This window comes from Rhizobium sp. 25PS6, from assembly GCF_032464655.1.
Lineage (GTDB): Bacteria > Pseudomonadota > Alphaproteobacteria > Rhizobiales > Rhizobiaceae > Rhizobium > Rhizobium laguerreae.
This window is the reverse complement of sequence record NZ_JAWDIV010000024.1, coordinates 74,939-87,174: the sequence shown is the minus strand read 5'-3', so window position 1 is coordinate 87,174 and position 12,236 is coordinate 74,939. Positions and strand designations below refer to the sequence as shown.

General features: G+C 61.6%; 10 protein-coding genes. 8 read left to right on the top strand and 2 right to left on the bottom strand.

What is annotated here, in order from left to right; translation table 11 throughout:
* Nucleotides 1–100: 100 nt before the first annotated feature.
* From RWK44_RS28985 to RWK44_RS28955, 7 genes are all read left to right on the top strand, one after another.
* Entirely contained in the window at nucleotides 101–1,105 is a 1,005-nt protein-coding gene (locus tag RWK44_RS28985; RefSeq protein ID WP_221998952.1) for a LacI family DNA-binding transcriptional regulator, read from the top strand.
* Nucleotides 1,106–1,190: 85 nt separating this feature from the next.
* Entirely contained in the window at nucleotides 1,191–1,778 is a 588-nt protein-coding gene (locus tag RWK44_RS28980) for an ANTAR domain-containing response regulator (RefSeq protein ID WP_018241751.1), read from the top strand.
* A gap of 34 nt (nucleotides 1,779–1,812) precedes the next feature.
* A complete protein-coding gene (locus tag RWK44_RS28975) occupies nucleotides 1,813–3,093 on the top strand; it encodes a CmpA/NrtA family ABC transporter substrate-binding protein (protein WP_316029798.1) in 1,281 nt (426 codons plus the stop codon).
* A gap of 481 nt (nucleotides 3,094–3,574) precedes the next feature.
* Nucleotides 3,575–4,843 (top strand): MFS transporter, encoded by a 1,269-nt coding sequence (locus tag RWK44_RS28970; RefSeq protein ID WP_077981208.1) that lies wholly within the window; start codon nucleotides 3,575–3,577, stop codon nucleotides 4,841–4,843.
* A gap of 17 nt (nucleotides 4,844–4,860) precedes the next feature.
* The gene (gene nirB, locus RWK44_RS28965; RefSeq protein ID WP_077981209.1) at nucleotides 4,861–7,311 is read left to right on the top strand and encodes a nitrite reductase large subunit NirB; all 2,451 of its coding nucleotides are present in this window, start codon (nucleotides 4,861–4,863) and stop codon (nucleotides 7,309–7,311) included.
* A 4-nt stretch (nucleotides 7,312–7,315) separates the two neighbouring features.
* On the top strand, nucleotides 7,316–7,651 hold the full coding sequence (nirD, locus tag RWK44_RS28960; RefSeq protein WP_017960132.1) for a nitrite reductase small subunit NirD: 336 nt from the start codon (nucleotides 7,316–7,318) through the stop codon (nucleotides 7,649–7,651).
* Complete coding sequence (locus RWK44_RS28955; protein WP_316029797.1) at nucleotides 7,652–10,309, top strand: nitrate reductase; 2,658 nt, start codon at nucleotides 7,652–7,654, stop codon at nucleotides 10,307–10,309.
* Nucleotides 10,310–10,346: 37 nt separating this feature from the next.
* Here the strand turns inward: RWK44_RS28955 and RWK44_RS28950 are convergent, their stop codons facing one another.
* Both RWK44_RS28950 and RWK44_RS28945 read right to left on the bottom strand, forming a co-directional pair.
* A complete protein-coding gene (locus RWK44_RS28950; protein ID WP_077981211.1) occupies nucleotides 10,347–11,024 on the bottom strand; it encodes an HAD family hydrolase in 678 nt (225 codons plus the stop codon).
* 119 nt (nucleotides 11,025–11,143) lie between these two features.
* Nucleotides 11,144–11,563, bottom strand: a complete 420-nt coding sequence (locus RWK44_RS28945) for a DUF2000 domain-containing protein (RefSeq protein ID WP_025394231.1) — start codon at nucleotides 11,561–11,563, stop codon at nucleotides 11,144–11,146.
* A gap of 136 nt (nucleotides 11,564–11,699) precedes the next feature.
* Here RWK44_RS28945 and RWK44_RS28940 point away from each other — a divergent pair, with 136 nt between their 5' ends.
* On the top strand, nucleotides 11,700–12,185 hold the full coding sequence (locus RWK44_RS28940) for an Lrp/AsnC family transcriptional regulator (protein WP_168256543.1): 486 nt from the start codon (nucleotides 11,700–11,702) through the stop codon (nucleotides 12,183–12,185).
* Nucleotides 12,186–12,236 lie beyond the last annotated feature (51 nt).

Below are 12,236 nucleotides of genomic sequence, written 5' to 3'. Positions count from 1 at the left end.
AATCGTATCTGCTAGCGCTGTCAACTACAGCGATGAGCAAATATTCTCTAATTTTAAAGAATATGAGAATCAATATTATGGGACGAATGGCGGGACTTGCATGCGGCGGATAACACTTGATGACGTGGCAAATCTTGCCGGCGTCAGCCCGATCACGGTTTCGAGGGTGCTGCGCAAGCCCGATGCGGTCTCGCCAGGCCTGCGGCTGCGCGTCGATGCCGCCGTCAAGGAACTCGGCTATGTGCCGAATATTGCCGCGAGCCGCCTCGCCTCCTCGCGCACGCATGCGATCGGCGTCATCGTTCCGACCCTCTACAACGTTATCTTCGCGGAATATCTGTTTGCGCTTCACGAGGTGCTGGTCGCCGCCGGTTTCCAGGTGATCGTCGTCAACAGCCGCTATTCCGAGATCGAGGAGGAAAACGCCATCAAGGCATTACTAGGGCAAAGGGTGGAGGCGATCATCATCGCCGGCACTCATCACACGCCGCTCTCGCGTCAGCTTCTCGCCCAGGCTCGTCTGCCCGTTGTCGAGACCTTCGAGCTTTCTCCAAACCCGATCGACCTCAACATCGGCATGTCGCAGGAGCATGCCGGGCAGACGGCGACGCAGCACCTGATCGAACGGGGTTTCCGCCGGATCGCCTTCCTGACCGGCAATCTCGACCACCGCGCCCAGTCGCGTTTCGACGGCTACCGGCTGGCGATGCAGGAGGCGGAGCTGCCGAATCTGGAGATCATCGCCGAGAGGCCACGCCATAGCTCCGTGGCACTCGGCTCCGACCTCTTCGCCATTACGCATGAACGTGGTGACGTGCCCGAGGCGATCTTCTGCACTGACGACAATCTGGCGCTCGGCGCCATGCAGGAATGCCGCAAACGCGGCATCCGTGTGCCCGATGACATCTCGATCATCGGATTTCACGACCTGGAATTCGCCGCCTGCGCCGCACCCTCCCTCTCCTCGATCGCGACTCGGCGTTTCGAAACCGGAAAACTCGCGGCCGAAAGGGTGCTTGCCGCGTTGAATTCCTCTGTGGTATTGAGGGCCGAGCAGATCGACCTCGGCTTTGTCTTGATTCCGCGCGAAAGCACGGCAATTTGATCATATTTTGTGCATACTTAGTTTTTGCACACTTTTCAGGCTGGCGCGCTTGCCAAAATTGTTGCAGTGCGTCATGAATAGAACAATGACGCATCTCGATCTGACAATTCTGGTGATCGACGAAAATGCCATTCGCGCCTCCATCATCGAAGAAGGCCTGCGCGAGGCAGGGCATGTGCGCGTCACCGTGGTGCATGAGGTCAACGGCATCGCGCGAATCATTGAAACGCTGATGCCCGACGTGATCATCATCGATATCGAAAATCCCAACCGCGACATGATGGAGCACCTGTTTCAGCTGACGCGCACGGTCAGCCGCCCGATCGCCATGTTCGTCGATCGCTCCGATACCGCCTCGATCGAGGCTGCCGTCGATGCCGGCGTCTCGGCCTATATCGTCGACGGATTGAAGAAGGAACGCGTCAAACCGATCCTTGACATGGCCGTCAGCCGCTTCAATGCCTTCAACCGGCTACGGCGGGAGCTTGCCGATGCCCGCTCCGCGCTGGAGGAACGCAAGCTGGTCGAGCGCGCCAAGGGCATATTGATGAAGATGCGCGGCCTGTCGGAGGAAGAGGCTTTCGCCCTGCTGCGCCAGACAGCGATGAACGAAAAGAAGAAGATGTCGGAAATTGCCCAGAGCGTCGTCACGGCCGCGGGGCTGTTGATGTAATGGCCGACCTGATGAATTTCCGGAGGAAACCGGAGTGGATATGATGACGAAGACCTCCAACGCCGGCGGCGAGCTGCCCTCACCCGTGCGGGTGAACAACGAAGGACCGAAAGTGCTGCGGGCCGGTTTCATTCCGCTCGTCGATGCATCGGTGCTGATTGCGGCGGCGGAATTCGGCTTCGCGCGGAAGGAAGGCCTGACGCTCGATCTCGTCAAGGACGTCTCCTGGGCGAATGTGCGCGACCGCCTGGCATTCCGCCAGTTCGACATCGCCCACATGCTGTCGCCGATGCCCGTCGCCTCCATGCTCGGTCTCGGCTCCAATCCCTCGCCGACGATCACGCCATTTTCGCTGGGGCGCGGCGGCAACGCGATCACGCTGTCGACGCGGCTCTTCGACAGGATGCGGAGTGACGTGGGATTGCCGGAAACGGCAAGCGCGCTCGACAATGCCGACGCCCTGGCAAAAACATTGGCGGCAATGAAGGCCCGCGGCGAGCCGCTGCCGACTTTCGGGGTCACTTACCCCTTCTCCTCGCATAATTACGAATTCCGCTACTGGCTGGCAGCCGGCGGCATCGATCCCGACAAGGACGTCAAGCTCGTGGTCGTGCCGCCACCCATGACTTCGGATGCGCTGGCAGCCGGTGCGATCGACGGTTTCTGCGTCGGCGCGCCGTGGAACATGGTTGCTTCAGAGCGCGGCGTCGGCCGCATCGTCGCCGCCAAACAGGATATCTGGCCGTCGGCACCGGAAAAGGTGATCGGTATGCGGCCGGACTGGGCGGAAAGCCATCCGGAAACCGTTTCCAGGCTGATCGTGGCGCTCGATGCGGCAGCCCAGTGGTGCGACCAGCCGGAAAATCACGACGCGCTGGCGGCGGCTCTTGCCGACCCGCGCTATATCGCTGCCCCCGTCGAAATCATTCGCCGTGTGCTCGCCGGCGAATTCAGCCTCGACGCAAAGGGTAACCGCCGCATCATCGCCGATTATTTCATGTTCCATTCCGGCTTCGCCAATTATCCCCGGCCAAGCCAGGCGCTGTGGATCTACAGCCAAATGATCCGCTGGGGACAGGCCGAGATCAGCCTCAACATGGCAAGGGCCGCAGCATCCGCCTACCGCCCGGATCTCTATCGCGCTGCTCTCGGTGACGACAACGCACCCGAAGATGCCGATATCCGGATCGAAGGCAGTGCCGAGGGCGACCGTTTCATGGACGGCCACGTCTTCGACCCGGCGAGGCTGCCGGACTATGTCGCAGGTTTTGCAGTCAAAAGCGCCCTCGCCTTCGTTTGCGACGACGAGGTCTAACCGATGCCGGCCTGCACAAAACACCAGCAAGCATCTGCCCGCCTCATGTCAAGCGCACAAAATATTTGCATCAGCGGGTGGCGGCCCGAAAAACAAGCAGGCGGCACGTTTCATAAATGTCTTTTGCATTCAGTGACTTGAACGCAGGCAGCCAAACTGGCACGCAGTTTGCATCGTCTTTAATAGCACCGGTCAATGACGATCAGCGCAGAATGAGCGCGCGGTAGACGCTCACGGTAGACACAGAGATTGCTCTTCAGATTGAAGAGGTAGGTTTTAGCTTGAGCAATCCGGCCAACGGATTGCCTTCAGGCAATGGGCCAGAAGGCCTAAGAATTCGGCGTCCAACGGCGGGCGCCACCAGCAAAGCCGCTGATCAGGATATTTCGCGCACCTCGTGTATGCGCGTCCTGACCAGCGGCTTTTTTGTTTTAACCCTCAGCGATGGATCGGCACGACCTTGTCGGGCCTCGGAGAAGTTATGTCTGTCATCGAGAAATCACAGCCCATGTCCGCCGGCGAACCAGCCAAGGCATTGTGGATCTCCACTGTAGCCTTCACCCTCTGTTTTGCGGTCTGGACGATCTTCGCGATCATCGGCATTCGCATCAAGCAGGATCTCGGCCTGAACGAGGCCGAGTTCGGATTGCTGGTCGGCACCCCCGTGCTCACCGGTTCGCTTGTGCGCATCGTTCTTGGCATCTGGACGGGGCGTTACGGCGGCCGTCTCGTTTACACCCTCACCATGCTGGCCGCCGCATTGGCGACCTTTCTGCTCTCTTACGCCCAGACCTATACGCAGATGTTGATCGCCGGCCTCGGCGTCGGCCTCGCCGGCGGCTCCTTTGCAGTCGGCGTCGCCTATGTCTCGCCTTTTTTCCCGGCGGAGAAGCAGGGAACCGCACTCGGCATCTTCGGTGCCGGCAATGTCGGCGCGGCCGTAACCAAATTCGCAGCCCCCTTCGTGCTGATCGCATGGGGCTGGCAGGCGGTTGCGGAGATCTGGGCCGTCGGACTGGCGCTGATGGCAATCGTCTTCTGGTTCACCACGACCGATGATCCGGCCTTCCGTCTCCGCCGCGAACGCCGCGTTGCCACCAAGAGTTTCGTCGAGGAATTCGCGCCGCTTCAGAACGTTCAGGTCTGGCGCTTCTCGCTCTACTATTTCTTCGCCTTCGGCGGCTTCGTCGCCCTGTCGCTGTGGCTGCCGCGCTACCTGGTCGGCGTCTACGGCTTCAACCTGGAGACGGCCGGGATGATCGCCGCGGCCTACTCCATCCCGGGCAGCATCTTCCGCGCCTTCGGCGGCGTGTTGTCGGATAAGAAGGGTGCGCGCAGCGTGATGTATACGATGTTTGCCGTTTCGGCCGTCGCCACCCTCATCCTCTCGCTGCCGGCCGCCGACGCGTCCGGGACGGGTCCGGCGTTTGGTATCACCCCCTTCATCTTCATCGTCGTCATCTTCGTGCTCGGCTTCTTCATGAGCCTCGGCAAGGCTGCGGTCTACAAGCACATCCCGGCCTACTACCCCGACAACGTCGGCGCAGTCGGCGGCGTCGTCGGGATGATGGGCGGCCTTGGCGGGTTCATCCTTCCGATTGCCTTTGGCCTCCTCAAGGACATGACCGGCCTTTGGTCCAGCTGTTTCCTGCTGCTCTTTGCGATCGTCGTGATCTCTCTCATCTGGATGCACCTGTCCGTAAAGCAACTGTCGCGCCAAGGGCACTCGGCGCCCGTGGCTGCAACCTGATCTAAGGACCTGGAAATATGACCGAAAAACTTGTCATCATCGGCAATGGCATGGCGCCCGGGCGCATGCTGGAGCACCTCTTCGAGCAGGCGCCCGGACGCTATGAAGTTACGATCTTCAATGCCGAGCCGCGCGTCAATTACGACCGCATCATGCTGTCGCCGGTTCTCTCCGGAGAAAAGGACTACGAGCAGATCATCATTCACGGCGATGGCTGGTATATCAAGCACGGCATCATGCTCTACAAGGGCCACAAGATCGTCAACATCGATCGTGCCGCCAAGACCGTCACCTCCGACCACGGCGTCACCGAAAGCTACGACAAGCTGGTGATCGCAACTGGGTCCGTGCCCTTCATCATCCCCGTTCCCGGCAAGGATCTGCCCGGCGTCATCACCTATCGCGATCTCGACGACGTGCAGGCGATGCTGCTTGCCGCCCAGTCGCGCGAAAAGGCCGTCGTCATCGGCGGCGGACTGCTTGGCCTGGAAGCAGCGGCCGGTCTTGCCCAGCGCGGCATGGACGTCACCGTACTGCACGTCATGCCGACGCTGATGGAGCGCCAGCTCGACCCCGCCGCCGGTTACCTGCTGCAGAAGGCAGTCGAGGAACGCGGCATCAAGGTCATCTGCAAGGCCAATACCAAGGCGATCGTCGGCAATGGCAAGGTCGAGGGCATCGAGCTTGACGACGGCCGTATCATCCCGGCAACTTTGGTCGTGATGGCCGTCGGCATCCGTCCGAGTGTGGGTTTGGCGAAGGACGCCGGCATTGCGGTCAATCGCGGCATCGTCGTCGATGCCGGCATGCAGACCTCGGATGGCGATATTCTCGCGCTCGGCGAATGCGCCGAGGTGGGCGGCATGGTCTATGGCCTCGTTGCGCCGCTCTATGAAATGGCCCGTATTGCCGCCTCGCATCTTTCCGGCGATCGCTCGCCCGCCTTCGTTCATGCGGATACGCCGACCAAGCTCAAGGTCACCGGCATCGAGCTTTATTCGCTCGGCGATTTCGCCGACGGCGACGACCGCGAGGAGATCGTGCTGCGCGATGCCAGCGCCGGCGTCTACAAGCGTCTGGTGCTCAAGGACAATAAGATTATCGGCACCGTGCTTTACGGTGAAACCGCCGATGGTGCCTGGTTCAATGACCTGAAGAAGAAGGCAACCGATATTTCGGAGATGCGCGAGACGCTGATCTTCGGACAGGCCTATCAGGGAGGGTCGCCGCTGGACCCTATGGCGGCCGTTGCAGCCTTGCCGGATGACGCGGAGATTTGTGGCTGCAACGGCGTATGCAAGGGCAAGATCACTTCGACGATTTCAGGCAAGGGGCTGACGTCGCTCGACGACGTACGCGCCCATACGAAGGCATCCGCCTCGTGCGGTTCCTGCACCGGCCTCGTCGAACAACTCATGGCGCTGACACTCGGCGACAGCTACAATCCGACTGCGGTCCAGCCGATGTGCACCTGCACCGAACTCGGCCATGACGACGTTCGCCGGCTGATCAAGGCCAAGGGTCTGAAGAGCATCCCTGCCGTCATGCAGGAGCTCGAGTGGAAGACTTCCTGCGGCTGCGCCAAATGTCGCCCGGCGCTCAACTATTACCTGGTCTGCGATTGGCCGGACGAATATGCCGACGACTACCAGTCGCGTTTCATCAATGAGCGCGTGCATGCCAACATCCAGAAGGACGGCACCTACTCCGTCGTTCCGCGCATGTGGGGCGGCGTCACCAATTCGAACGAGCTGCGCGCCATCGCCGATGTCGTCGACAAGTTCGAGATCCCGATGGTGAAGGTCACCGGCGGCCAGCGCATCGACCTGCTCGGCATCGAGAAGGAAGACCTGCCCGCCGTCTGGGCCGATCTCGGCAAGGCCGGCTTCGTCTCCGGCCAGGCTTATGCCAAGGGCCTGCGCACCGTGAAGACCTGTGTGGGGTCGGACTGGTGTCGCTTCGGCACGCAGGATTCCACCGGCCTCGGCATCCGGATCGAAAGGTTCATGTGGGGCTCCTGGACGCCGGCCAAGTTGAAGATGGCCGTCTCCGGCTGCCCGCGCAACTGCGCGGAAGCAACCTGCAAGGACATCGGCGTGATCTGCGTGGATTCCGGTTTCGAGATCCATTTCGCCGGTGCGGCCGGTCTCGACATCAAGGGCACGGAGGTTCTAGGGCTTGTGCGGACCGAGGACGAGGCGTTGGAGCATATCGTGGCCCTGACGCAGATGTACCGCGAGCAGGCCCGCTACCTCGAGCGCATCTACAAATGGGCCAAGCGCGTCGGCCTGGATGAAATCCGCCGTCAGATCATGGGCGATGCCGAAAAGCGCAAAGCCTATTACGACCGCTTCGTCTTCTCGCAGAAATTTGCCCAGGTCGATCCCTGGTCGGAGCGTGTTTCCGGTAAGGACAAGCATGAGTTCAAGCCGATGGCGACGATCGGCTATCCGCAGGCTGCAGAATAAGGAGATGGACATGAACTGGATCGCAATCGGTGACATCTCCGACATCCCGCTGCGCGGCGCGCGCTGCGTGAAGACGCCGCAGGGCAAGATCGCCGTCTTCCGCACGGCCGAAAACGAGGTCTTCGCCATCGAGGATCACTGCCCGCATAAGGGCGGCCCGCTCTCCCAAGGCATCGTCCACGCCAAGTCAGTCACCTGCCCGCTGCACAACTGGGTTATCTCGCTGGAAACAGGCAAGGCGCTCGGCGCCGACGAAGGCGAGGTCCGGACGATACAGGTGCTGAACGAAGACGGCAGGCTGTTCATCGCTCTGGAAAGCCTGATGATGGCGGCGGAATAGATGGCGGCTGAGGTCAAGACCACCTGTCCCTACTGCGGTGTCGGCTGCGGCGTTATCGCCACGGTCGACGAGGCAGGCGCAGTCAGCGTCAAAGGAGATCCCGAGCATCCGTCGAATTTCGGCCGGCTCTGCTCGAAGGGTTCAGCCCTTGCCGAAACCATCGATCTCGATGGCCGGCTTCTCCATCCCGAAATCGAAGGCGAACGGAGCGGCTGGGACGAGGCTCTTGATCTGGTCGCCCGCCGTTTTTCTGAAACGATCGCCGAATACGGGCCCGATTCCGTTGCCTTCTACGTCTCCGGCCAGTTGCTGACCGAGGATTACTATGTCGCCAACAAGCTGATGAAGGGCTTCATCGGCTCCGGCAATATCGACACCAATTCAAGGCTCTGCATGTCCTCCTCCGTGGCGGGGCATCGCCGCGCCTTCGGCGCCGATACGGTGCCCGGGACCTATGAGGATATCGAACTTGCGGATCTGGTGGTCCTGACCGGCTCCAACCTCGCCTGGTGTCATCCGGTCATCTACCAACGGCTTGCCGCCGCAAAGATGGCGCGGCCAAACATGCGGATCGTCGTCATCGATCCGCGACGGACGATGACCTGCGACATCGCCGACCTGCATCTCGCCATCCGTCCTGATGGCGACGTTGCGCTATTCATGGGACTGCTTGCCCATCTGGCGACCAGTCCGGCAATCGACCAGAATTATATCGGCGCCCATACAGATGGTTTCGGCGACGCTTTTGCGGCGGCCGCCGCGCTCGATATCAACGATCTCCTGGAACGGACCGGCCTGCCCGCCATGCAGATCAGGGAGTTCTTCCGGCTGTTCGAGACGACGCCGAAGGTCGTGACCTGCTACAGCCAGGGCGTCAACCAATCCTCCTCCGGCACCGACAAGGTCAATGCCATTCTCAACTGCCACCTGGCGACCGGCCGCATCGGCCGTCCCGGCATGGGACCGTTTTCGCTGACCGGCCAGCCGAATGCCATGGGCGGACGCGAGGTCGGCGGTCTCGCCAATATGCTTGCCGCCCATATGGCGATCGAGAACACCGAAGATCGGGACCGCGTGCAGCGCTTCTGGGACTCGCCCGTCATCGCCGCAAAGCCCGGCCTGAAGGCGGTCGACATGTTCCAAGCCGTGGCCGACGGACGCATCAAGGCGCTCTGGATCATGGCGACCAATCCCGTCGTCTCGATGCCGGATGCCGACAGTGTCGAAAACGCGATCGCCGCCTGTCCCTTCGTCGTCGTGTCGGACATCCTGAAAGAGACGGATACGACCCGGCACGCAAATGTGCTTCTGCCCTCGCTCGGCTGGGGCGAGAAGGATGGCACCGTCACCAATTCCGAACGGCGCATTTCAAGGCAACGATCGTTTCTTGATATCCCCGGCGATGCAAGGGCCGACTGGTGGCAGCTTGCGGAGATCGGACGCCGCATGGGATTTGCCGCCGCCTTCGATTTTGACGCGCCGGCCGCAATTTTCGCCGAACACGCCGCGCTTTCCGCCTTCGAAAATAACGGCAGCCGCGATTTCGACATCGGCGCGCGCGCCGGCATGAGCGGCGGGGCCTATGACGAACTGTCGCCCTTCCAGTGGCCGCAGGCGGCAGGGACAGAACCGAGCATCACCCGCTTCTTCGCCGAAGGCGGTTTCTTCCATCCCGATCGCAAGGCGCGCTTCGTCGCGGTCAAACCGCCCGCAACCGATCGCACCAATGCCGAGTACCCCTTCACGCTGAATACCGGGCGCATCCGCGACCAGTGGCACACGATGACGCGAACAGGAAAGAGCGCGCGGCTTTCCGCCCATATCGCCGAACCCTTTGCCGAAATCCATCCGCGCGACGCGATCGAGACCGGTATATCAAGCGCCGGCCTCGTCGAGATCGACAGCCCGCACGGCAAGGCAATCGTGCGGGCGCTGGTGACCGATCGCCAGGCGCGCGGCGGCATCTTTGCGCCGATGCACTGGAACGACCAGTTCGCCGCAAGAGCGCGCATCGACGCCGTGGTCGCGCCGGTAACCGACCCCATTTCCGGTCAACCGGCGTCGAAGAACGTTGCCGTCGCCGTCCGGCCCTTCCGCGCCACCCATTACGGTTTCGCCGTCTCCGCCACAAAACCCGCTACGCCCGACGCCGCCTATTGGGCGCTGGCAAAAGCCGCCGGCGGCTGGCGGCTTGAGCTTGCCTTCGGCGAAACCGTCGAAGACTGGACGGCCTGGTGCCGGGCGGTTTTCGCCATTCCGGCCGAGATCGAACCGCTTGGTTATGCCGACCGGCAATCCGGCGACCTCAGGCTCGCCTTCTTCGATGGCGAGGTCCTGCTTGCGGCGCTGTTTCTGGCACGCGAGCCCGTTGCCGTCGCGCGCAACTGGGCGATCTCGCAGCTCTCCGCCTCGCATGGCGACCTCAGGAAACGCTTTGCGCTCGTTGCGGGTCGTCCCGGCGCAGGCAGGCCGGATCCAGGCGCTACCGTCTGCTCCTGCTTCAGTGTCGGGGTCAACCAGATTGCGGCTGCCGTGCGCGGCGGATGTCACAGCGTCGAGGCGGTCGGCAAAGAAACCAGCGCTGGAACCAATTGCGGCTCCTGCCGCAGCGAAATCGGCAGCATCATCGATCGCTGTCTTGCCGCAGCCGCGGAGTGAACCGCACAAAAGCAAGCAGGACGCAGCCGGAGCACTGTCAGGCCGCGTTCGGGACGATCAGCATCCTGTGATCGGAGGACATGCGGACCGAGATCTCGTCATAGGATGAAAGCGTCGGGTGCGGCGTCTCCATCTTTTGGTGATGTGTTGCCGTGATGACCATGACATCGGCACCCGCCGCCTCGCCGGCGGTAATGCCGGCTGCGACATCCTCGAACACCAGGCAATCCTGCGTGCTGACGCCGAGGCGCTCGGCGCCGAGAATATAACATTGCGGGTCGGGTTTTCCGACCTTCACGTCCTCCGCCGTCACCATGAATCTCGGCACCGGCAAGCCTGCTGCCTCCAGCCGCCGGTGAGCAAGGCGTAATGGCGAGGAGGTGACGATCGCCCAGCGATCCGGGGGCAGTGAACTCAGAAAGGTCGCGGCGCCGGGAATGGCCACAACGTCGCTGACATCGGCGATCTCGGCCTCGGTCACCAGCTTCGATTCATGTTCGGGATCGACTCCAGGCAGGTTCAGCCGGGTGATCGTGTCAATGCCGCGCGATCCATGCATCTTCGGTAAAAAGGTGGCGACATCGAGCCCCTGACGCCTCGCCCAGTCGCTCCATACACGCTCGGCCGCACGGATCGAATTGAGGATGGTGCCGTCCATATCGAACAGGAAGGCGGCATAGGGCTTCTCGAAGCCGCGGGGCATCGGCAGGGACAAAGGCGGATCCTTTTAAGGAGGAGTGTCGGATGGTCGTCGTATCGTTCGATCAAACGGCAAATCATGGCCTTTTGCAAGCTTTCCCAGGACGAGCCTATCCGCACGCCCGGCCAAACGGATCAACGAAGCAGCTTTAGCGAGCCGGTCAGCGAGCGGATCCATTTCGCCGGGCCGGCGAGCCCGACGCCGTCGATAATTTCCGAAGAGAGGTCGCGTTCGGGCATCGAAGCCTCGTAATCGGCATAAAAGTGCAGCGCGCGGGCAAAACGCGGGAATGGCACGACCAGCGCACCTTCAGGGGCCGGCAGCGCCTTCAGCAGAAGTGATCTCAAATCGGTCGCCGCGGCCTGTAGCACCGGAACCGGCTTATTGGCACTGACATGAAATGCCCGACCGGCATGATCGGTCAGCCGCGCACCGGCAAGCGCGGGTGCCGCAGCACCAAGGCCGATCGACAGCACCGCAACAGTATTGGCGAGTTCGCCAACTGGCAGCCCCGGTTCGACAATCACCGCGACACGCCAATCCTCAACCATCATCCGTCCGCTCCTTCTCTGTTCGAAGTCCTCAACCTATCGAAAGGCAGAGAAATGTCCTGCCTATTCCTGACATCTCGCCTCCAAATCAGGTAAGATCTTCCCGTTAATCGATAAAACTCGAAAGGACATACCGATCATGGAATTTGAGCCGGGAGATATCCGCATATTGAAGGCGCTACAGGGCGATGGGCGGCTCACCAATCAGGAGCTTGCCGAACGCGTGGGAATGTCGACCTCGCCTTGCTGGCGCAGGGTAAAAAAGCTGGAAGAGGCAGGCGTCATCCGCGGCTATCAGGCTGTCGTCGATCGCCGCGCCGTCGGCCTCGGCGTCCTGGCTTTCGTGCGTGTCCAGATCGACACGCATTCGCATGACGAAGCCGAGCGTTTCGAGCGCGAGGTTGGTGAGCTGGAGGCGGTCATCGCCTGCTATTCCGTCGCCGGCGAGGCTGATTTCCTGCTGCAGGTGGTCGCGGCTGATCTCGACAGCTACGCCGAATTCGCCATGACGGTAATCCGCCGTCTGCCCGGCATCAAAGAAATGCATACGATGTTTGTGCTGAAGGACATCAAGGCATCGACGATCCTGCCTGTTCAGGCATCGGCCGCCAGCCTTTCGCGCTGAAGTAACCGCCTGCCCCTTTCCCTCCCTCTGCCGCCTCCGCATAGGCCACCG